General features: G+C 71.8%; 17 protein-coding genes. 11 read left to right on the top strand and 6 right to left on the bottom strand.

Translation table 11 applies throughout. The annotated features are described in order from the left end of the window. Positions 1 to 237: 237 nt before the first annotated feature. Both tuf and J8N05_RS38710 read left to right on the top strand, forming a co-directional pair. Positions 238 to 1,407 carry an elongation factor Tu gene (gene tuf / locus J8N05_RS38715; RefSeq protein WP_210891546.1) on the top strand — a complete coding sequence of 390 codons (1,170 nt, stop codon included), beginning with the start codon at positions 238 to 240 and terminating at the stop codon, positions 1,405 to 1,407. Positions 1,408 to 1,510: 103 nt separating this feature from the next. Next, entirely contained in the window at positions 1,511 to 2,356 is an 846-nt protein-coding gene (locus J8N05_RS38710) for a spermidine synthase (protein WP_210891544.1), read from the top strand. A gap of 32 nt (positions 2,357 to 2,388) precedes the next feature. Here the strand turns inward: J8N05_RS38710 and J8N05_RS38705 are convergent, their stop codons facing one another. Then, complete coding sequence (locus tag J8N05_RS38705) at positions 2,389 to 3,687, bottom strand: MFS transporter (protein WP_247706872.1); 1,299 nt, start codon at positions 3,685 to 3,687, stop codon at positions 2,389 to 2,391. 97 nt (positions 3,688 to 3,784) lie between these two features. Next, entirely contained in the window at positions 3,785 to 4,822 is a 1,038-nt protein-coding gene (locus tag J8N05_RS38700) for a hypothetical protein (RefSeq protein ID WP_210891541.1), read from the bottom strand. A gap of 167 nt (positions 4,823 to 4,989) precedes the next feature. Between J8N05_RS38700 and J8N05_RS38695 the strand changes: the two genes are divergently transcribed. Next, complete coding sequence (locus J8N05_RS38695; protein WP_210894123.1) at positions 4,990 to 5,427, top strand: DUF4442 domain-containing protein; 438 nt, start codon at positions 4,990 to 4,992, stop codon at positions 5,425 to 5,427. A 140-nt stretch (positions 5,428 to 5,567) separates the two neighbouring features. Next, the gene (locus J8N05_RS38690; RefSeq protein ID WP_210891539.1) at positions 5,568 to 6,746 is read left to right on the top strand and encodes a phytanoyl-CoA dioxygenase family protein; all 1,179 of its coding nucleotides are present in this window, start codon (positions 5,568 to 5,570) and stop codon (positions 6,744 to 6,746) included. A 371-nt stretch (positions 6,747 to 7,117) separates the two neighbouring features. On the opposite strand, the gene J8N05_RS38685 is transcribed toward J8N05_RS38690, so the two are convergent. Genes J8N05_RS38685 through J8N05_RS38670 form a run of 4 tightly spaced genes read right to left on the bottom strand, consistent with a single transcriptional unit; the run spans position 7,118 to position 11,150 of the window. Continuing rightward, entirely contained in the window at positions 7,118 to 8,131 is a 1,014-nt protein-coding gene (locus tag J8N05_RS38685; protein ID WP_210891537.1) for a Gfo/Idh/MocA family protein, read from the bottom strand. After that, a complete protein-coding gene (locus J8N05_RS38680) occupies positions 8,131 to 9,051 on the bottom strand; it encodes an ATP-binding cassette domain-containing protein (protein WP_210891535.1) in 921 nt (306 codons plus the stop codon). The genes J8N05_RS38685 and J8N05_RS38680 overlap by 1 nt, the downstream gene beginning before the upstream one ends. A 3-nt stretch (positions 9,052 to 9,054) precedes the next feature. Further along, positions 9,055 to 10,128: an ABC transporter permease gene (locus J8N05_RS38675; RefSeq protein WP_210891533.1), complete on the bottom strand. Its 1,074-nt coding sequence runs from the start codon at positions 10,126 to 10,128 to the stop codon at positions 9,055 to 9,057. A gap of 5 nt (positions 10,129 to 10,133) precedes the next feature. Continuing rightward, on the bottom strand, positions 10,134 to 11,150 hold the full coding sequence (locus tag J8N05_RS38670) for a sugar ABC transporter substrate-binding protein (RefSeq protein ID WP_210891531.1): 1,017 nt from the start codon (positions 11,148 to 11,150) through the stop codon (positions 10,134 to 10,136). A gap of 244 nt (positions 11,151 to 11,394) precedes the next feature. On the opposite strand from J8N05_RS38670, the gene iolC reads away from it, so the two are divergent. From iolC to J8N05_RS38635, 7 genes are all read left to right on the top strand, one after another. Further along, on the top strand, positions 11,395 to 12,345 hold the full coding sequence (gene iolC, locus J8N05_RS38665; protein ID WP_210891529.1) for a 5-dehydro-2-deoxygluconokinase: 951 nt from the start codon (positions 11,395 to 11,397) through the stop codon (positions 12,343 to 12,345). Positions 12,346 to 12,388: 43 nt separating this feature from the next. Continuing rightward, positions 12,389 to 13,267 carry a Cgl0159 family (beta/alpha)8-fold protein gene (locus J8N05_RS38660; protein WP_210891528.1) on the top strand — a complete coding sequence of 293 codons (879 nt, stop codon included), beginning with the start codon at positions 12,389 to 12,391 and terminating at the stop codon, positions 13,265 to 13,267. Between the two features lie 46 nt (positions 13,268 to 13,313). Next, complete coding sequence (gene iolB / locus J8N05_RS38655; RefSeq protein ID WP_210891525.1) at positions 13,314 to 14,189, top strand: 5-deoxy-glucuronate isomerase; 876 nt, start codon at positions 13,314 to 13,316, stop codon at positions 14,187 to 14,189. Between the two features lie 35 nt (positions 14,190 to 14,224). Next, the gene (gene iolD / locus J8N05_RS38650; RefSeq protein WP_210891523.1) at positions 14,225 to 16,099 is read left to right on the top strand and encodes a 3D-(3,5/4)-trihydroxycyclohexane-1,2-dione acylhydrolase (decyclizing); all 1,875 of its coding nucleotides are present in this window, start codon (positions 14,225 to 14,227) and stop codon (positions 16,097 to 16,099) included. A 58-nt stretch (positions 16,100 to 16,157) separates the two neighbouring features. Further along, positions 16,158 to 17,654 (top strand): CoA-acylating methylmalonate-semialdehyde dehydrogenase, encoded by a 1,497-nt coding sequence (locus J8N05_RS38645; RefSeq protein ID WP_210891521.1) that lies wholly within the window; start codon positions 16,158 to 16,160, stop codon positions 17,652 to 17,654. 50 nt (positions 17,655 to 17,704) lie between these two features. Next, positions 17,705 to 18,487, top strand: coding sequence for a GntR family transcriptional regulator (locus tag J8N05_RS38640; protein ID WP_210891519.1), 783 nt, complete (start codon positions 17,705 to 17,707; stop codon positions 18,485 to 18,487). 114 nt (positions 18,488 to 18,601) lie between these two features. Continuing rightward, positions 18,602 to 21,115, top strand: a complete 2,514-nt coding sequence (locus tag J8N05_RS38635; protein ID WP_210891518.1) for a SpoIIE family protein phosphatase — start codon at positions 18,602 to 18,604, stop codon at positions 21,113 to 21,115. Positions 21,116 to 21,144 lie beyond the last annotated feature (29 nt).

Raw genomic sequence — 21,144 nt, 5'->3', positions numbered from 1 at the left:
CCTCATGTTCCGGTACGCCTTCCCTCACACAGCATCCGCGGTCGCGGATGCTCTGAAGGCTGCCGTCCCGAACACCGTGGCCGCCGCAGCAGGCACCCGAAGCTGACCCTTCCCGGATTGTCCGGCGGACCCCGCAGGGGGAGGGTCGGCAGGACCTCGGGGTCCCCGTCCCGGCCGTATCGACGCCGGGGCCATCGCTCAGCTCAGCTGACACCGAAGAGGCTTCGAGGTTCTGCCATGCCCAAGACGGCTTACGTGCGCACCAAACCGCATCTGAACATCGGCACCATGGGTCATGTCGACCACGGCAAGACCACCCTGACCGCCGCCATCACCAAGGTCCTCGCCGAGCGCGGCTCCGGCACCTACGTACCGTTCGACCGGATCGACCGGGCGCCGGAGGAGGCCGCGCGCGGCATCACCATCAACATCGCGCACGTCGAGTACGAGACCGACACCCGCCACTACGCGCACGTGGACATGCCGGGCCACGCCGACTACGTCAAGAACATGGTCACGGGCGCCGCCCAGCTCGACGGGGCGATCCTCGTGGTCTCCGCGCTCGACGGGATCATGCCCCAGACCGCCGAACACGTGCTGCTAGCCCGGCAGGTGGGCGTCGACCACATCGTCGTCGCCCTCAACAAGGCGGACGCGGGCGACGAGGAGCTGACCGACCTCGTGGAGCTGGAGGTCCGCGAGCTGCTGACCTCGCACGGCTACGGGGGCGACTCCGTACCGGTCGTACGGGTCTCCGGACTCCGGGCGCTGGAGGGCGACCCCCGGTGGACCGAGGCGATCGGCGCGCTGCTGGACGCCGTGGACACGTACGTGCCCATGCCCGAGCGGTACGTGGACGCGCCGTTCCTGTTGCCGGTGGAGAACGTGCTCACCATCACCGGCCGCGGCACGGTCGTCACGGGGGCCGTCGAGCGCGGCACGATCCGGGTGGGCGACCGCGTCGAAGTGCTCGGCGCCGCCGTGGACACGGTGGTCACCGGCCTGGAGACGTTCGGCAAGCCCATGGAGGAGGCGCAGGCCGGTGACAGCGTGGCGTTGCTGCTGCGCGGCGTCCCACGCGACGCCGTGCGCCGCGGACACATCGTCGCGGCGCCGGGCAGCGTCGTCCCCAGCCGTCGCTTCTCCGCGCAGGTGTACGTCCTGTCGGCGGGCGAGGGCGGGCGGACGACGCCGGTGGCCACCGGCTACCGGCCGCAGTTCTACATCCGCACCGCGGACGTCGTCGGCGACGTCGACCTCGGTGCGGGCGCGGTCGCGCGGCCCGGCGACACCGTCACCATGACCGTCGAGCTGGGGCGTGACGTGCCGTTGGAGCCGGGCCTCGGCTTCGCGATCCGTGAGGGCGGCCGCACGGTCGGCGCCGGCACGGTGACCGCCGTCGGCTGAACCGGCGGCGCCGGTTCGCGGCCGGGCAGGCGCCCGCCTTCCGTACGGACCCTTCCGTGCGGAAGGCGGGCGGGCACCCGCGCGGCACCGGCACAATGGGGGCGTGGACGAGCCGATACCCGTGACCAGGACCGTGGATCACGGGACCGCCAAGCTGATGCCGGACATCGACCGCGAGCGGGCCTGGCTGCTGACGGTCGACGGGGCGCCCCAGTCGTACGTCGACCTCGACGAGCCGACCTATCTGGAGTTCGAGTACGCGCGACGGCTCGGGCACGTCCTCGACACGGTCGCGCGGCCGGGTCTCCCGCTGGACGCGCTGCACCTCGGCGGCGGCGCGCTCACCCTGCCCCGCTATCTCGCCGCGACCCGGCCGGGGTCCCGGCAGGACGTGGTGGAGGCCGACCGCGGGCTCCTGGACCTCGTCGTCGAGCAACTGCCCGTCCCCGAGGACGCCGGCATCGCCCTGCACGGCGCGGACGCCCGCGCCTGGCTCGAAAACGCCCCGGCCGACTCGGCCGACGTCCTGATCGCCGACGTCTTCGGCGGCTCCCGGGTCCCGGCGCACCTGACCTCGGTGGCGTACGCGCGGGAGACGGTACGCGTCCTGCGGGGCGACGGCGTGTACCTGGCCAACCTCGCCGACGCCTCGCCCTTCGCCTTCCTGCGCTCCCAGCTCGCCACGTTCTCCACGGTGTTCGAGGAACTGGCGCTGATCGCCGAGCCGGGAGTGCTGCGCGGCCGGCGCTTCGGGAACGCGGTGCTCGTCGCCTCGCACCGGCCGCTCGACACCGGCGCCCTCATGCGCCGTACGGCCTCCGACGCCTTTCCGGCACGCGTCGAACACGGGGACACGCTGCGGGTCTTCATCGGGGACGCGAAGCCCGTACGGGACGAGGACGCGGTGCCGTCGCCGGAGCCGCCGTCCGGGGCGTTCAGCATCGGCTGAGCGGTCTCATCGGCGGACGGGGCGTGACTCGCTCAGTTCTCGGAGTGCGCCGGGCTCGCCCGCTCGGTCCTCGCCGGCATGCCCTGCGTCACTTCCTTCGTGCGCCGCGTCAGATTGCGTACGTCGGGTACGAACAGGACCGCCGCCGTCACCACGACGACCAGGGCCGCGCAGCCCCACAGGGCCGCCGGACGTCCGAAGAGCGACTCGGCCGGGCCCGCGAGGGCGGTGGCGAGCGGGACCATGGCGATCGAGCCGAACCAGTCGTACGCCGAGACGCGGGAGAGCTTGTCCTCCGGGATCTCCTGGTGCAGCGCGGTCATCCAGGAGACGCCGAACACCTCGATGGCGACACCGGTCACGAACATCACCGCGCACAGGACGCCGACCGGGGCCGGGACGGCGAGCGCGGCGGACGGCAGGGCGAGCGGGAACACGCACAGCGTGCCGGCCAGGAGCAGCCTGCGGGGTTTCCAGCGCATCATCAGCAGCGCGCCCCCGACCGTGCCCGCGCCGAACGCGGCGAGGGCCAGGCCCCAGGGCCCCGCGCCCCCGAGGCTGTCCCGGGCGACCAGGGGGCCGTACACCGCCTCGGCGGCGCCGACGACGGCGACCACGACCGAGAACTGCGCGACGATCGCCCACAGCCAGGGCCGTCCGACGACCTCCCGCCAGCCGTCGCGGAGGTCGGTGAGCAGACCGGTGCCCGGCACCCGGGGCGGTATGTGGCCGACGTCGAGGAAGGCCCGCAGGGCGCCCGCGACCGCGAAGGCCAGCGCGTCCACGGCGAGCACCCAACCCGGTCCGACCAGCGCGACCATCACACCGCCGAGCGCGGCCCCGCCGAGACCGGCCCCGTGCATCGCGAGGCGGAACACGGCGAAGGCGCGGTTGGCCTGCTTGCCGCTGACGGAGGAGAGCAGCATGCCCTCGGCGGCCGGCGCGAAGAACGCCTGGCCAGTGCCGCCGAGCGCGGTGAGGAGCATCATCTGCCACAGCTGCGGCTCACCGGCGAGCACGAGGGCCGCGAAGGCGGCCTGGGAGAGGCAGTTGAGGGTGTTGGCCGCGACCATCACGCGGTGCCGGGGCAGCCGGTCCGCGACGGCGCCGCCGATCAGCAGGAACAGGACGAGGGGCAGGGTGCGGGCCGCCGCCACCAGACCCACGTCGCCGCCGTCGCCGCCCTCGTCCAGGACGGCGAACGCCGCCGCGATCAACGCACCCTGGCTGCCCAGGTTCGTCACGACCGCGGCGGCGGTCAGCAGGGTGTAGTTGCGGCCCGCCCAGGACGGGCGGTGCAGTCTGGCGGAGGAGTCGGCGGCGGGCTTCACCTGGCGACTATCTCCGCCGACGGGCCGACTTGCCAAACTGATTGTCGGCCTGATCCGTGCCGGTTCGCGCCGCGTTACGCTTCGCCCCGCCGGGGCCTCAGCCGTCCGTCGGGGCGTCCTTGGTCAGCCGGACCGTGCTCAGGATCTTCTGGACGGTCGCGTCGGGGATCTCGTCGTCGACACCCTGGGCGCCGAACAGGTTCCAGGTGACGTAGTCGCCCGCGCCGTTCTTGAACGCGAAGGTGATGGCCTTGCCCTCGCTGTCACACTTCCCGTTCTGCGGGGTGTTGCTGGAGTGCGCGTTGGCGACGCTGCCCTTGAGACCCGACTTCGTCGTGTAGTCCTTCGCCTTGTCCCACTTCACGCTCTTCTTGTCGGGCTGCGTGTAGCCACCGAAGATCCACCACGGTACGCGGGTCTCGGCCGCCTCGGCCGAGTCCTTGGCGCCGTTCTCGCCGCGCGTTCCGGCGGTGACCAGCGCCGTGTCCTCCTCGCGGCCGTCCTTGTCGCTGTCGCTGGTGCACCACTTGGACTTGAGGTAGGCGGGGGCGGTGACCGTGGTGCGGTCGGTCTTGCCCTTCTCCTCCCACTCGAAGCCGACGCTCGTGTCGGTGCTCTCGATCTCCCACTCGGCGGGCACGTCGAACATCGTGCCGAAGCGCGGGTTGATGACGACCTTCCAACCCGCGACCGTCGGCTTCTCGGCGTCCGTGCCGCGCGGGTTGTCCTCCTCGGCGGACGGGGACCCGCTCGGGTCCTTGGCCGCGCTCGACGACGGCGGCTTCGCCTTGCCGTCCTTGTCGCCACCGGCCTCGTCGTCCTTGTCGCCGCCCAGGACCAGCACGCCCGTGACACCGGCCGCGACGACGACGGCCGCGGCGGCCACGATCGCGACGATCTTCGTCCGGTTCTTACCGCCGCCCTCGGGGGGCTGCGGCGCGCCGGGCGCGGTCCAGCCGGGCTGCCCCGGCTGCGTGTACGGGTTCTGCGGCTGGGGTCCGGTCTGGTAACCGGGCTGCTGATATCCGGGCTGCTGATACGGATTCGGCTGCTGGTACCCCGGCTGCTGGTACGGGTTCTGGTTCTGGTCCTGCGGGTTCTGCTCGCCCCCGGGCGGCTGATTTCCTGGCCACATGGCCAGTAACCCTAGTGCCGCACCGGACACGGTTGGGTCACTGCCCCTCATCAGGCTCGTACCGGATCATCCGTGAGGGTGGGGGCGCGGTGTGTTCGAGATCCCGTCCGGGAGCCTGTTCAAGATTCTCTACTCACGGGTAACGTGCGGCCATGAGCGCAGATCAGATGTCTATCGGCGAGATGCTCGCCGCCACCGTGCCGATGGTCCGGACCCTGAAACTGGAGTACCTCGAAACCACTGCCGACCGGGCCGTGCTCGCGCTGCCCGACCAGAGCGAGTACCACAATCACGTGGGCGGACCCCATGCCGGCGCGATGTTCACCCTGGGGGAGTCGGCGAGCGGGGCGGTCGTGCTGGCCGCCTTCGGGGACCAGCTCGCGCGGGCCGTGCCGCTGCCCGTGACCGCCGAGATCGCGTTCAAGAAGCTGGCCAGGGGCCCGGTCACGGCCACCGCCACCCTGGGGCGGCCCGCCGCCGACGTCGTCGCCGAACTCGACGCCGGCTTGCGCCCGGAGTTCCCGGTCGCCGTCGCCATCCGGCGCGAGGACGGCGCCGTCACCGGCGAGATGACCGTCGTTTGGACGCTGCGCCCCAACGGCTGACGACGTTTCGCTGAGGGGTTTTTGATGGCTCGGTGACGATTGCTTGAGGGGTGCGGCGTCGTGAGAATGACTTCGAAGCGTCGCCGCGACACCGAACGGTTCGCCGCGATCTCCGCAAGGACCACCCCGAAAGGACGACGATGTCCAGCACCCTTTCAGGACCCCGTACCTGGCTGTCCGTGGACGACTGCGACCTCGACGGATTCCGTGAACTGGTCGAACGGGACACCGACCCGGCCGACTACCCGTACGCCGACACCGTCGAGCGGAACGTCCTGCTGTACGACAGCGAGAGCCTGCGCGCCGAGGTGCGGACACCCGAGGGCCGGCGGAACGTACAGGCGGAGCTGGTCCGGGCGCTCGCCGACGGGCCCGGCATCGCGGTGTTCAAGGGCGCCTTCCCCGACCGCGGGGTCCTCGACCGGGCGACCGGGGCCTTCGACGCGCTGATCGCCGAACAGCGCGCCTCGGGGGCCGTCGCGGGCGACCACTTCGCGAAGCCGGGCGCGAACGACCGGGTCTGGAACGCGCTGGAGAAGGCGGCCCTGCTGGACCCCGAGGCGTTCGTCGACTACTACGCCAACGACATCCTCGCCCTGGTCTCCCTGGCCTGGCTCGGCCCCGGCTACCAGGTCACCTCACAGGTCAACGTCGTGAACCCGGGCGGCGCGGCGCAGACCGTGCACCGCGACTACCACCTCGGGTTCCTGAGCAACGAGGTCGCCGCCGAGTATCCGGCGCACGTGCACCGCCTGTCGCCGGTGCTGACGCTGCAAGGGGCGGTCGCCCACTGCGACATGCCCGTCGAGTCCGGTCCGACGATGTATCTGCCGCACTCGCAGAAGTACGAGCCCGGGTATCTGGCCTGGCGGCTGCCTCAGTTCCACGAGTACTTCGAGGCGCACCACGTGCAACTGCCGCTCGCCGCGGGGGACGCGGTGTTCTTCAACCCCGCGCTCTTCCATGCCGCCGGGCACAACACGTCGGCGGACATCCGGCGGATGGCCAATCTGCTGCAGGTGTCCTCCGCGTTCGGGCGGGCGATGGAGAGCGTCGACCGGGAGGCTCTGGCGAACGCGGTCTATCCCGTGCTGCTCGCTCGGGCCGCGGCGGGGGTCGGGCGGGAGTTCCTCGACGCCGTCGTGGCGGCCAGTGCGGAGGGGTATCCCTTTCCGACCAATCTGGACTCCGACCCGCCGGTCGGCGGGCTGGCCCCGGCGTCCCAGGCGGACCTTGTCCGTCTCGCGCTGAGTGAAGGGTGGGAGGCGGGGCGGTTGCGGGAGGTCCTGCGCGAGGCGGCAGCGCGCCGCGCCAGCTGACGGGGTGGGGGCGGGTGGTTGGGGTGATTCGTCGGGTGCGGGCGCGCTGTGGCTGGCCGCGCAGTTCCCCGCGCCCCTGAAGGAGCGGGGCTGAGCGCCGCGTTCCCCGTGCGGCTCAAAGCCAAAAGATTGCGCAGTTCCCCGCGCCCCTAAAAGCAAAAGACAAAAGCCTGCGCCGTTCCCCGCGCCCCTGGGTGGGACGGCCCCTGGGTGGGACGGGGCGCAGCCCCTCCCCGAGGGGCGCGGGGAACTGCGCGGGCAACCCCCACCGGACCCGCACGTTCAGGGGCGCGGGGAACTGCGCGGCCCACCCCCACCGGCCCGCAGCCGAACCCTTCGGGCCGAACCCTTCGGGCCGGCCCCCTTCGGGGTCAGGCGTAGAACGACGGGCGTTCCGTCAGTTCTACCTCCACCCGGCCGCCCTCCCGCTGCGCACGCACCCCCGCCTCGCAGACCGCCGCCGTGGCGTAGCCGTCCCACGCCGTGGGCCCGGTGATCTCGCCGCGGCGGGTGGCGTCCACCCAGGCCTGCATCTGGCGGTCGTACGCGTCCTCGAAGCGCTCCGTGAAGTCCTGGGCGATGGTGCCGCCCCAGCGGCCCGCCATGTTGGTGACCAGGGAGTGCCCGTCACCGATCCGGGCCGTGCCGCGCTCGCAGACCACCTCGGCCTGCACCTGGTAGCCGAAGCCGCAGTTGACGTTGATCTCGACGTCCACGATCGCGCCGCCGGCGGTCTCGAAGAGGACCAGCTGCGGGTCCTGCAACCCCTCGGGCGCGTTGCCCGACGGCGTCGGCTTCAGCACGGTGACCGCGGTGATCTCGTGGCCGAGCAGCCAGCGGGTGATGTCCATCTCGTGCACGACGGAGTCGTTGATGAGCATCTCGGTGCTGAAGCCGGGCGGGGTCGCCACATTGCGGTGCCGGTTGTGCAGCATCAGCGGCCGCCCCAACTGGCCGGTGTCCAGCAGCGACTTGAGCTTCACGTACTCGGCGTCGTATCGGCGCATGAAGCCCACCTGCACCCTGCGGTGCCCGAGCCGCTGCTCGGCCTCCAGGACGCGCAGCGCCGAGGCGGAGCCCGGCGTGAGGGGCTTCTCGCACAGGACCGGCAGGTCGTGCTCGAACGCGGCGAGCAGGGCCGCCTCGTGGGCGGGGCCGGGGGAGGCGATCAGCACGGCGTCGACGCCGTCCGCGGCCATCGCCGCGGCCGGGTCGGTGTGCGCGGAGCAGCCCTCGATGCCGTCCGCGATCCGCTTGACCCGTTCCGCGTCGACGTCCACGACGGCGGCCACGCGGGCCCCGCTGGTCACCTCGTGGAGCCGGCGCACATGGTCGGCCCCCATCCTGCCGGTGCCGATGACGGCCACCCCGAGCGTGCCCGCCATCAGGACTTCCCCTTCGACGCCGCGAGGGGGGCCTGGAGGTCCTGCTCCTCGGGGAGCCCCGCCACGTCCACGCCGCGTACCTGCGCCAACTCGTGCTTGAGCGCGGCGAGTTCGGCGCCGCCGGCCATGTGGTTGGTGAGTTCTTCGAGGGTGACGTCCGCGCGGGCCGCGGAGAGTTCCATGGTGCCCAGCCGCAGGACGCTGAAGTGGTCGCCGACCATGTAGGCGTGGTGCGGGTTGTGGGTGATGAAGATGACGCCCAGACCGCGGTCGCGGGCGGCGGCGATGTACTTGAGGACCACACCGGACTGCTTGACGCCCAGCGCGGCGGTGGGCTCGTCCAGGATGAGCACGCGGGCGCCGAAGTAGACGGCGCGGGCGATGGCCACGGACTGGCGCTGGCCGCCGGAGAGGGTGCCGATCGGCTGTTCGAGGTCGTCCAGGACGATGCCCATGGCGCGCAGTTCGGTGTCCGCGGTCTGCTTCATCGCCGCGATGTCCAGGCGGCGGATCGGCCAGGGGCCCTTGGTCAGTTCGGAGCCGAGGAAGAAGTTCCGCCACACCGGCATCAGCGGCACGGTGGCCAGGTCCTGGTAGACGGTGGCGATGCCCTTGTCGAGGGCTTCGCGCGGGGTGCTCAGGTGCACCGCCTCGCCGTCGATGAGGAACTCGCCCTCGGTGTGCTGGTGCAGCCCGGAGATGATTTTGATCAGCGTGGACTTGCCGGCGCCGTTGTCGCCCAGCACGCAGGTGACCTGGCCGGGGTGGACGGCCAGGTCCACGCCGTGCAGGGCGCGGACGTTGCCGTACGCCTTGCCGGCCCCGCGCAGCCGCACGATCGGCTGTGCGTCCCCGGGGGTGTCCTTGGGTGCGTCCTGGACGGGGGTGGCGTCGTCGCTGGAGGTGGTGTTGTCGGTCATGGGTTACCTCCGGGTTGCCTGGCGGCGGACCCACAGATTGACGAGGGCGGCGAGCAGGAGCATGACGCCGAGGAAGGCCTTGAACCAGTCGGGGTTCCAGTTGGCGTAGACGATGCCCTGGGAGACCATGCCGAAGATGAACGCGCCGATGACGGCGCCGATCGCGGAGCCGTAGCCGCCGGTGAGCAGGCAGCCGCCGATGACCGCGGCGATGATGTACAGGAACTCGTTGCCCACGCCCTCGCCGGACTGGACGGTGTTGAACGAGAACAGGATGTGCATGCCGACGAACCAGGCACCGGCGCCGACGCCCATGAACAGGGCGATCTTGGTGAAGGTGACGGGCACGCCGACCGCGCGGGCGCTCTCCTGGCTGCCGCCGGTGGCGAAGATCCAGTTGCCGAACTTGGTGCGCAGCAGCAGCCAGGTCGCGAGGGCGGCGAGGACCAGCCAGTAGAAGACGGTGATCTTGACGTCGACCCCGCCGATGCCTATCTCCGAGGCGAAGATGCTCTTGGCCTGGTCGAAGCCGTCCATGTCGCTGATGGAGTCGGTGGCGACGTTGCCGGTGAAGAGCTTCGTGATGGCGAGGTTGGCGCCCTGGAGGATCAGGAACGAGCCGAGTGTGATGAGGAACGACGGCAGTCCGGTGCGTACCAGCATGTAGCCGTTGAACGCGCCGATCGCCAGCGCCACCACCAGGGCGACGATGACGCCGGTCCACACGTTCATGGAGAGCTGGAAGCTCCACATGCTCGCCGTGAGCGCGGCGGTGGTCACGGCCACACCGGCGGAGAGGTCGAACTCGCCGCCGATCATCAGCAGGGCCACCGGCAGGGCCATGATGCCCATCACGGAGGCCTCGTAGAGCACGTTGGCCAGCGAGCTCGCCTCACGGAAGGGGGAGGCGACCGCGAAGAAGAAGATGTAGACGATGATCGCCGCGATGAGTGCGCCGATCTCCGGGCGGGCCGCCAGGCGGCGGGCCAGGGACCGTTCCGAGGTCCGGCCGTCCTTGGGGGCGGCCGGCGAAGCCGGCGGCGAGGAGCTCGCCGCCGGTGCCGTTGCCTGGGTCATGGGTGTCACCGAGTACCCTTCGAGGCGAACTTGGCTATGTCGTCCACGTTGTCCTTGTCGACGAACGCCGGGCCGGTGAGCACGGGCTCCTGGCCGCCTCCGCTGAAGTTGCCGTTGGTCTTGTAGAGCCACAGGGAGTCCACCGACAGGTAGCCCTGCAGATACGGCTGCTGGTCGACCGCGAACTCGATGTCGCCGCCCTTGACGGCGTCGACCATCTCCTTGTTCAGGTCGAAGGTCGCCACCTTCGCCTTGCTGCCCGCGTCGTCCACGGACTGCACGGCGGTCAGGGCGAACGGGGCGCCGAGCGTGACCACGTAGTCGATCGACGTGTCCTGCTTGAGCTTCGCGTTGATCGTCGACTTCACGGACGGCATGTTCGTGCCGTTCACGTTGAGGGTCGTGGTCTTGCCCTTGAACGTCTTCTTCACACCGGCGCAGCGGGCCTCCAGGGAGACGCTGCCCTGCTCGTGGATGACGCAGATGTTGTTCTTGGCGCCGAGTGCGTTGAGCTTCTCGCCGAAGGCCTCACCGGCGACGAACTCGTCCTGGCCGAAGTAGGACAGGAGCCCCTGCTCCTTCCAGTCGTCGATGCCTCCGTTGAGGCCGACGACGGGGATGCCGGCCTTCTCGGCCTTGGCCACGACGTCCTTCATGGCGTCGGGCTTGGAGAGGGTGACCGCGATGCCGTCGACCTTCTGGTCGATCGCGTTCTGGACGAGGTTGGCCTGCTTGGCCGAGTCCGGGTTGTTCGAGTAGACCAGCTCGACGTTGTCCTTGGCGGCGGCGGTCTCCGCTCCCTTGCGGACGAGGTCCCAGAAGGTGTCACCCGCTGCTGCGTGCGTGATCATCGCGATCTTCATACGGGGGGTGTCGGCCTTGCCGGCCGACGCGTTGCCCGAGTCCTCCTCGGCCTTCTTGCCACCCGAGTCGCTGGAGCAACCGGTGACCATCAGGGCCGCCGCGGCGGCCGCGGCGACGAGGGCGATTCTGCGGGAACGGGGGCGAGACGTGCGGTCCATCTTTCCGGCACCTCACTGTGCGACAGGGGAGAGGGAGCTAAAACTCGGCAGTTCTGTTGGGAGGGGATGTAAGTCCCTCATATGCCCCGCTGTCAATACTTTGTTAAGACATCATTTCACGGTGACGTGAGAATGTAAGTACAAAGTCTTGACATGGCTCGGCCCCCGGTCTTACACCTAGGACACACCGGTCCCCCGTATCCCGCACCCCCACAAGACCGCATCCACACGAGGAGCGACGCGTATGAGCGAGTCCTTCGACCTGATCACCATGGGTCGCATCGGGGTCGACCTCTACCCCCTGCAGACCGGCGTACCGCTCGCCCGCGTCGAGACCTTCGGCAAGTTCCTCGGCGGTTCGGCGGCCAACGTGGCGGTCGCCGCGGCACGTTTGGGGCGCGCCACAGCGATCGTCAGCCGAACCGGCGATGATCCCTTCGGAGCCTATCTCCACCAGGCTCTCAAGGAATTCGGGGTCGACGACCGCTGGGTCACTCCCGTCGAGGAGTACCCGACACCGGTCACGTTCTGTGAGATCTTCCCGCCCGACGACTTCCCGCTGTACTTCTACCGGCAGCCCAAGGCACCGGACCTGGTGATCCACACCGACGAACTCGACTTCTTCGCGCTGCGGGCGGCGAAGATCTTCTGGATCACCGGCACCGGGCTGAGCGAGGAGCCCAGCCGCTCGGCCACCCTCGCCGCCCTCAAGGCCCGCGACAAGGCCGGCACCACCGTCTTCGACCTCGACTGGCGCCCCATGTTCTGGAAGGACCCTGACGAGGCCCGCCCGTACTACACCGAGGCCCTGCGGCACGCCACGGTCGCCGTCGGCAACCTCGACGAGTGCGAGATCGCCACCGGCGTCCGCGAACCGCGGGCCTGCGCCGACGCCCTCCTCGAAGCCGGTGTGGAGTTGGCCGTCGTCAAGCAGGGCCCCAAGGGCGTCCTCGCCGTCCACCGCGACGGCACCACCGCCGAAGTGCCGCCCGTACCCGTCGAGGTGGTCAACGGCCTCGGCGCGGGCGACGCGTTCGGCGGCTCGCTCTGCCACGGCCTGCTGGCCGGCTGGGAACTGGAGAGGACGATGCGGTACGCCAACGCGGCCGGCGCCCTCGTCGCCTCCCGCCTCGCCTGCTCCTCCGCGATGCCGACCGCCGCCGAGGTCGAGGAACTCGTCACCGCCCGCGGCTGAGAAGCCGCGGCCGACCCCGCACCACCCCGAACGGAGCCAGACCTTGAGCATCACCATCCCCGACCTCGTCAGGGTGCGTGTCCAGCACCCCGAGGCCGTGGCCGAAGCGGCCGCCCGCCGCAGCAGGCGACCCCTCGTCGGCGACAGCGGCCGCCTCATGATCGTGGCCGCCGACCACCCGGCCCGCGGTGCGCTCGGAGTCGGCGACCGCAAGCTGGCCATGGCCAACCGCGCCGACCTGCTGGAGCGCCTGTGCGCCGCGCTGTCCCGGCCGGGCGTGGACGGGGTGCTCGCCACCGCCGACATCCTCGACGACCTCCTGCTGCTCGGCGCGCTGGAGGACAAGGTCGTCATGGGCTCCATGAACCGCGGCGGCCTGGCCGGATCCGCCTTCGAGATGGACGACCGCTTCACCGGCCACCGCGCCGAGGACATCGAGCGGCTGAACTTCGACGCGGGCAAGCTGCTGCTGCGCATCGACTACGACGACCCCGGCTCGCTGACCACGCTGGAGTCCACCGCGCGGGCGATCGACGACATGGCCGCACGCCGACTGCCCGTGTTCGTCGAGCCGTTCCTCTCCCACCGCGTCGACGGAAGGGTCCGCAACGACCTCTCCGCCGAGGCCGTCACCCGCTCCATCGCCATCGCCTCCGGCCTCGGCGGCACCTCCGCCTACACCTGGCTGAAACTGCCCGTCACCAGTGACCCGGACGACATGGCCGGGGCCCTGGAGACGTCCACCCTGCCCGCCGTCCTGCTCGGCGGCGAGGTCGGCGGGGACCAGGAGGGCGCGTACGAGAAATGGCGCAAGTGCCTGCGGCTGCCCACCGTCCAGGGTCTGGTCGTCGGCCGCTCCCTGCTCTATCCCGCCGAGGGCGACGTGGAGACCGCGGTGGACACCGCGGTCGGCCTGCTCTGACCGGAGACCAACCCGCTCTGACCGGACACCGGAAGGATCACACCTCATGACCAGCGCACACCACCTGCCCGCGGGCAAGGCCGCGAGCGGGCCGTACGCCGTGGACGTGACGCCCGAGAGCGCGGGCTGGGACCATTCCGGTCTCCGGGTCCTCGAACTGCCGCCCGGCGGAACGCACTTGTTCACCGCGGGGGACAGCGAGTGGATCGTCACCTCGCTGGGCGGCGGCTGCACGGTCGCCGTCACCGACGACTTCGGCCAGGACGAGTTCGAAGTACGGGGCCGCGCGGACGTGTTCAGCGGCGTCAGCGACTTCGTGTACGTGCCCAGGGACGCGACCGCCGCCCTCACCTCCGACGAGGGTGGCCGGTTCGCGCTCACCGGGGCCCGCTGCGAGCGCCGCCTGCCGGCCCGCTACGGACCCGCCGAGTCCGTGCCCGTCGAGCTGCGCGGCAGCGGCACCTGCTCCCGCAGGGTCCACAACTTCGGCGCGGCCGGGGTCTTCGAGTGCGACAAGCTCATCGCGGTCGAGGTGATCACCCCGGGCGGCAACTGGTCCTCGTACCCGCCGCACAAGCACGACGAGAACCGGCCGGGCGAGGAGTCCGAGCTGGAGGAGATCTACTACTTCGAGATCGCCGACCACGAGGGCACCCCCGGCCTCGGCTACCAGCGCGTGACGCCCTCCGGCCACGGCAGCGGCACGGACGTGCTCGCCGAGGTGCGCGGCGGCGACGTCGTCCTGATCCCGGACGGCTGGCACGGCCCCTCGATCGCCTCGCCCGGCCACGACATGTACTACCTCAACGTCATGGCGGGCCCCGGCGCCGACCGGGCCTGGCTGATCTGCGACCACCCCGACCACGCCTGGATCCGCGACACCTGGCCGGATCAGCCGGTCGACCCCCGGCTGACCCCCTGACCCTCTCCACCCCTCCGCGAACCAGTGAGGACCCGATGAGCCGCTCCACCCTCCGTCTGACCGTCGCCCAGGCACTGGTGCGTTTCCTGGCCGCGCAGTACACCGAACGCGACGGCCGACGGCACCGGCTGATCGCCGGCACCTGGGGGATCTTCGGCCACGGCAACGTGGCAGGCCTCGGCCAGGCGCTCCTGGAGGCCGGCGAGGACACCATGCCCTTCCACCAGGGCCGCAACGAACAGGCCATGGTGCACGCCGCCGTCGGTCACGCCCGCCAGCTCGACCGGCTCTCCGCGCAGGCCGTCACCACCTCCATCGGCCCCGGCGCCACCAACCTCGTCACCGGCGCGGCCCTCGCCACGATCAACCGCCTGCCCGTGCTGCTCCTGCCCGGCGACTACTTCGCGACCCGCGCCGCCGATCCGCTGCTCCAGCAGCTGGAACACCCCGTCGAGGCCGATCTGTCGGTCAACGACACCCTGCGCCCGGTCTCCCGCTACTTCGACCGCGTCCACCGCCCCGAGGCGCTGATCCCCTCCGCCCTCAACGCGATGCGGGTGCTCGCCGACCCCGTCGACACCGGCGCCGTCACCCTCGCCCTGCCGCAGGATGTGCAGGCCGAGGCGTACGACTGGCCCGAGGAGTTCTTCGCCGACCGGGTCTGGCACGTGCGCCGCCCGGCGCCCGAACCGGCCGAACTGGCCGCCGCGGCGCAGGCCGTACGCGGCTCCCGGCGCCCTCTGCTCGTCGCGGGCGGCGGCGTCCACCACAGCGAGGCCGAGCAGGCACTGAAGGCGTTCGTCGAGGCCACCGGCATCCCGGTCGCCTCCACCCAGGCCGGCAAGGGCTCGCTGCGGTACGACCACCCGGCGGACGTCGGCGGCATCGGCCACACCGGCACCGCCGTCGCCGACGACCTGGCCCGCACCGCCGACCTGGTCATCGGCGTCGGCACCCGCTACTCGGACTTCACCACCGCCTCCGCCACGCTCTTCCAGGAGCCGGACGTGCGGTTCGTCAACCTCAACGTGGCCGCCTTCGACGCCCACAAGCTGAGCGCGCGCACCCTGGTGGCCGACGCCCGCGCCGGTCTGGAAGCCCTCACCGAGGCGCTCGCCGGACACCGCGTGGACGAGGCGTACGAGGCCGAGTACCGCGCGGGCAAGGAGCGCTGGGAGCAGGTCGTCGACTCCGTCTACCGGGCCGACGACGAGCACGCGGTCCCCACCCAGACGCAGGTCCTCGGCGCCCTGGACGCCGTGGTCGGCGACGACGACGTGGTGATCAACGCGGCCGGCTCGCTCCCCGGCGACCTGCACAAACTCTGGCGCGCCCGCAGCCGGCGCCAGTACCACCTGGAGTACGGCTACTCCTGCATGGGCTACGAGATCCCGGCCGGCATCGGCGTCCAGCAGGCCGCCCCCGGCACCCCCGTCTGGTCCCTGGTCGGCGACGGCACGTACCTCATGATGCCGACCGAGATCGTCACGGCCGTCCAGGAGGGGCTGCCCGTCAACCTGGTGCTCATCCAGAACCACGGGTACGCGTCCATCGGCGGCCTCTCCGAGGCGGTGGGCGCCGAGCGGTTCGGCACCGCCTACCGCTACCGCGCCCCGGACGGCACCTTCACCGGCGACCCGCTGCCGGTCGACCTGGCCGCCAACGCCGCCAGCCTCGGCATGGACGTGCTGCGCGCCAAGACGGTGGGCGAACTGCGGGAGGCGCTGGCCACCGCCCGCGCGTCCGACCGCCCGACCTGCGTGTACGTCGAGACCGACCCGACGCCCACCTCGCCCGGCGCCGAGGCCTGGTGGGACGTCCCCGTCGCCGAGGTCGCCTCCCGCGAGGCCGCGACCAGTGCCCGTACGACGTACGAGCGGCAGGTCGCCGACCGCCGCCGCCACCTCTGACCCCGACCGTCCCCCCCCGGCTCGCCCCGCTCAGCTCACGATTAAGGACCGGCACCGCATGAAAAACATCGACCACTGGATCGGCGGGAAGCCCGTCGCGGGTGCCTCCGACCGCTTCGGACCCGTCTGCAACCCGGCCACGGGCGCCCAGGAGAAGCAGGTGCCCTTCGCCTCCGTGGACGAGGTGGACGCCGCCGTCGCCTCCGCGAAGGCCGCCTTCGAGAGCTGGGGCACCGCTTCGCTCGCCAAGCGCACCTCGGTCCTCTTCAAGTACCGCGAACTGCTCGACGCGTACCGCGACGAGATCGCCGAACTGATCACCGCCGAGCACGGCAAGGTGCACTCCGACGCGCTCGGCGAGGTCGCCCGGGGCATGGAGATCGTCGAACTCGCCTGCTCGGTCCCGCAGTTGCTCAAGGGTGAGCTGTCCACGCAGGTCTCCACCCGGGTCGACGTGGCCGCGATCCGCCAGCCCCTCGGGGTCGTCGCGGGCATCACGCCGTTCAACTTCCCGGCCATGGTGCCGATGTGGATGTTCCCGCTCGCCATCGCCTGCGGCAACACCTTCGTGCTCAAGCCGAGCGAGAAGGACCCCTCCGCCTCCGTTCGGCTGGCCGAGCTGGCGAGCGAGGCCGGACTGCCGGACGGCGTGCTCAACGTCGTCCACGGCGACAAGGCGGCCGTCGACCGCCTCCTGGAGCACCCGGACATCACCGCCGTCTCCTTCGTCGGCTCCACGCCCATCGCCAAGTACATCCAGATCAAGGGCATCGAGCACGGCAAGCGCGTGCAGGCCCTCGGCGGAGCCAAGAACCACATGCTGGTCCTGCCCGACGCCGACCTGGACTTCGCCGCCGACCAGGCCATCAGCGCGGCCTACGGCTCGGCCGGCGAGCGCTGCATGGCCGTCTCGGTCGTCGTCGCCGTCGGCGACACCGGGGACGCACTGGTCGAGAAGATCGCCGAGCGGGCCAAGGGCCTGAAGATCGGCCCCGGCAGCGACCCGGCCTCCGAGATGGGCCCGCTCATCACCCGCGAGCACCGCGACAAGGTCGCCTCCTACGTCGCGGGCGCCGCCGCCCAGGGCGCCGAGGTCGTCGTGGACGGCACCGGCTTCACCGTGCCCGGCCACGAGGACGGCTTCTTCCTCGGCGTCTCGCTCCTCGACAAGGTCCCGGTCACCGCGGACGCCTACCGGGACGAGATCTTCGGCCCGGTGCTGTGCGTGGTCCGCGCCGCGACCTACGACGAGGGCATCGCGCTGATCAACGCCTCCCGCTGGGGCAACGGCACCGCGATCTTCACCCGGGACGGCGGCGCCGCCCGCCGCTTCCAGCTGGAGGTCCAGGCCGGCATGGTCGGCGTCAACGTGCCGATCCCCGTCCCCGTCGGCTACCACTCCTTCGGCGGCTGGAAGGACTCCCTCTTCGGCGGCCACCACATCTACGGCAACGACGGCGTCGCCTTCTACACCCAGGGCAAGGTCATCACCACCCGCTGGCCCGACCCGGCCGACAGCGGCGGCATCAACCTCGGCTTCCCGAGCCATTCCTGACGCTCCGACGGAGCCACCCGCGCACGTACAGTCCGAAGGAAGGGGCACGAGTGGCAGAGACCGGAACCACACGTCCGGCCACCGCCGGGGCCTTCGACCGGCTGGAGGTCGCCCTGGACCGGGGCAGCCCGATCCCGCTCTACTACCAGCTCGCCCAGCAACTGGAGTCCGCGATCGAGCACGGGGCGCTCGCCCCGGGCGACCTGCTGGGCAACGAGGTGGACATCGCCGCCCGCCTCGGCCTGTCCCGGCCCACCGTCCGCCAGGCGATCCAGTCCCTGGTGGACAAGGGCCTGCTGGTACGCCGCCGGGGCATCGGCACCCAGGTGGTGCACAGCCAGGTCAGACGCTCCCTCGAACTGAGCAGCCTGTACGACGACCTGGCCACCGCCGGACAGAGCCCCGGCACCCGGGTGCTGCGCAACGAGATCGAGTCGGCCTCGGCGGAGGTCGCCGCGGCCCTCGGCATCCCCGAGGGCCGGGACGTCATCGTGCTGGAGCGGCTGCGCACCACCCACGGCGAACCCGTCGCCCACCTGCGCAACCATCTGCCCGCCACCCTCCTCGACCTGGACACCGCGAGACTGGAGGCGACCGGCCTCTACCGGCTGATGAAGTCCGCCGGCATCACCCTGCACAGCGCCCACCAGACCGTGGGCGCCCGGAGCGCCACCGCGGAGGAGGGCACACTGCTCCACGAACCGGCCGGAGCCGCGCTGCTCACCATGCGGCGCACGGCCTACGACGACACCGGACGGGCCGTGGAGTACGGGACCCACGTCTACCGGGCGGCCCGCTACACCTTCGACTTCCAGCTGCTCGTCCGCCCCTGATCGGGTGCGTCCGCCGGGCTCACCGGCCCACCGCGGCGGTACGTTGGGCCCGTGCGGCGCGTGCACCGGGCGCGCCACGCGGGAAGACCACTCCCAGCGACGGAGAGGGTCAGGGTGTCGACGAGCGAGGAGAACGGCGTGCCGCCGCGCCGGTTCGACGTGGCGGACGCCGCGGTGGTGCTGCTGGACGCCCACGCGGCGGTGTCCGGCTGGACCGCCGACGCCGAACGGCTGTTCGGCCACCGCAGCGCCGAAGCCGTGGGCCGTCCCGTCGCGGACCTGCTGATGCCCGAGGACGCCGCGCGCCTGCCCGGCCTGGCCCGCCGGTGCGTACGGGACGGTCGCTGGACCGGGCTCCTCGCGGTGCGCCACCGGGACGGCCACCCGGTCGTCGCCACCGTACGGGTCCTGCCCGCCGTGGAGGCCGCGGACGGCCCGCCCCGCTGGGTGGCCCTGGCCGCCGACACCGCGGGCACCCCCGGCTGGGGCATGAGCCGCGGGGTGCTGGAGCGGATGGCCGCCCACTCGCCGATCGGCATCGCCATCGTCGACACCGACCTGCGCTTCGTCTGGTCGAACGCCGCCCTGGAACAGTTCGGCGGCGGACCCGGCCACGAGCGCATCGGCAAACGGCTCGGGGACATACAGCCGGGACTGGACGCCGCCGCCCTGGAGGGGGTGATGCGCCAGGTCCTGGAGAGCGGCGAGACCGTCGCGGGCTACGAACACGTCGGCACGGTCCGCTCGGCACCGCACCGGGAGACCGCCCACGCCATGTCCTTCACCCGGCTCGACGACGACCAGGGCACCCCGCTCGGCGTGTACTACACCGTCGTGGACGTCACCGAGCGCTACCGGGCCCGGGAACGCCTCACCCTCCTGGACCGGGCGGGCAAGAGCCTCGGCCGCACCCTGGACGTGGCCCGCACCGCCCAGGAACTGGCCGACCTCGCGGTGCCGGGACTCGCCGACCTGGTCACCGTCGACCTGCTGGAGACCGTCCTCGAAGGCGGTGAGCCGACGCCCGGACCGGCGCCCGGACCGGCGGACGGACCGGCGGACGGACCGGCGGACGGACCCCTCGGCGGGCCGGACGCCGTACCGCTGCGCCGGGCCGGCCACCGGTCGGTCGACGCGCAGGAGCCCGGGTCCGCCGGGATCGGGCAGGTGGCCCGGTACCGCGCCGACTCACCCCCGATCGCCGCCCTGACCGGCGGCGGCTCCTGGATCGGGGAGCGCCTCGACCCACCGGCCGGGGCGTGGACCGCGGACCCGTCCCGGGGCGGGCCCGCCGCCCTCCCCGGCCCCGGACCGCACACCGCGATGATCGTGCCCGTCCGGGCCCGCGGCACCACGCTCGGCATCACCACGTTCTTCCGCAGCCGCCGCAAGGAACCCTTCGACCACGACGACCTGGGCCTCGCCGAGGAGTTCGTGGCCCGCGCCGCCCTGTGTCTCGACAACGCCCGCCGCTACACCCGCGAACGCGACGCGGCGCTGGTCCTGCAACGCCATCTGCTGCCGCACCGGCTGCCCGAACAGGACGCGATGGAGGTCGCCGCCTGCTACCGGCCGGCCGACGAGCTGACGGGCCTCGGCGGGGACTGGTTCGACGTCATCCCGCTGTCGGGCGCCCGGGTCGCGCTCGTGGTGGGCGACGTCGTCGGGCACGGCATCGAGGCCGCCGCCGCCATGGGCCGGCTGCGCGCCGCCGTGCAGACCCTCGCCGACCTGGACCTGCCGCCCGAGGAGGTGCTGGCCCACCTCGACGACCTGGTCGACCGGGCCGGACAGGAGGCCGCCCCCGGGACGGCACCCCGCGCCGACGGCGTCCGCGCGAAGGGCGCCAGCTGCCTCTACGCCGTGTACGACCCGGTCGGCGGCCGGCTGTCGATGGCCGCGGCGGGCCACGGCCTGCCCGCCGTCGTCGCCCCGGACGGCTCGGTGGACTTCCCCGACCTCCCGCAGGGGCCCGAACTGGGCGTCGGCGGACCGCCCTTCGAGTCCGTCGAGCTGCGGCTGGCGGAAGACAGCGTGCTCACCCTGGGCACCGACGGCCTGCTCGCCGCCGAGGGGCCCGCGGACCGCCGGGACGCCGCCGCCGACCGGGAACGGCTGCGCGGCGTACTCGAACGGCAGACCTCCGGACTGGACGACCGCTGCCGTGCCGTCGTCGACGCCCTGGTCCCCGCGCGTCCGCCGGACGACGTGGTGCTGCTGATGGCCCGCGCCCGCCGCCTGCCGGCGGACCGGACGGTGTCCTGGGAGCTGCCCGCTGACCCGGCCTCGGTCGCCGAGGTCCGCAAGCGCACCTCGCGGCAGCTGTGCGAATGGGGTCTCGACGAGCTGACCTTCACGACCGAACTCGTCGTCAGCGAGCTGTTCACCAACGCGATCCGGCATGCGGACGGCCCCATCAGGCTGCGGCTGATCATGTCGAGGACCCTGTTCTGCGAGGTGTGGGACGCCAGCCCGACGGCCCCGCACCTGCGCCATCCGAAGACGACCGACGAGGGCGGCCGGGGTCTCTTCCTGGTCTCCCGGTGCACACAGCGCTGGGGGACCCGCTACACCCAGGACGGCAAGATCATCTGGACGGAACAGTCCCTGGCCGGCCCGACGTTCTGACCGACCGGTGCGGTCATATTTTCTGCTGT

The sequence above is a fragment of the Streptomyces liliiviolaceus genome, from assembly GCF_018070025.1.
Taxonomy (GTDB): Bacteria; Actinomycetota; Actinomycetes; order Streptomycetales; family Streptomycetaceae; genus Streptomyces; species Streptomyces liliiviolaceus.
Note: the sequence above shows the minus strand (reverse complement) of the source record. Positions and strands in the feature narration are given on the sequence as shown.

Coding starts and splice junctions, on each gene's coding strand:
- tuf (WP_210891546.1), top strand. CDS start 238: ATGCCCAAGACGGCTTACGTGCGCACCAAACCGCATCTGAACATCGGC.
- J8N05_RS38700 (WP_210891541.1), bottom strand. CDS start 4,822: ATGTGGCCAGGAAATCAGCCGCCCGGGGGCGAGCAGAACCCGCAGGAC.
- J8N05_RS38695 (WP_210894123.1), top strand. CDS start 4,990: ATGTCTATCGGCGAGATGCTCGCCGCCACCGTGCCGATGGTCCGGACC.
- J8N05_RS38690 (WP_210891539.1), top strand. CDS start 5,568: ATGTCCAGCACCCTTTCAGGACCCCGTACCTGGCTGTCCGTGGACGAC.
- J8N05_RS38685 (WP_210891537.1), bottom strand. CDS start 8,131: ATGGCGGGCACGCTCGGGGTGGCCGTCATCGGCACCGGCAGGATGGGG.
- J8N05_RS38680 (WP_210891535.1), bottom strand. CDS start 9,051: ATGACCGACAACACCACCTCCAGCGACGACGCCACCCCCGTCCAGGAC.
- J8N05_RS38675 (WP_210891533.1), bottom strand. CDS start 10,128: ATGACCCAGGCAACGGCACCGGCGGCGAGCTCCTCGCCGCCGGCTTCG.
- J8N05_RS38670 (WP_210891531.1), bottom strand. CDS start 11,150: ATGGACCGCACGTCTCGCCCCCGTTCCCGCAGAATCGCCCTCGTCGCC.
- iolC (WP_210891529.1), top strand. CDS start 11,395: ATGAGCGAGTCCTTCGACCTGATCACCATGGGTCGCATCGGGGTCGAC.
- iolB (WP_210891525.1), top strand. CDS start 13,314: ATGACCAGCGCACACCACCTGCCCGCGGGCAAGGCCGCGAGCGGGCCG.
- iolD (WP_210891523.1), top strand. CDS start 14,225: ATGAGCCGCTCCACCCTCCGTCTGACCGTCGCCCAGGCACTGGTGCGT.
- J8N05_RS38645 (WP_210891521.1), top strand. CDS start 16,158: ATGAAAAACATCGACCACTGGATCGGCGGGAAGCCCGTCGCGGGTGCC.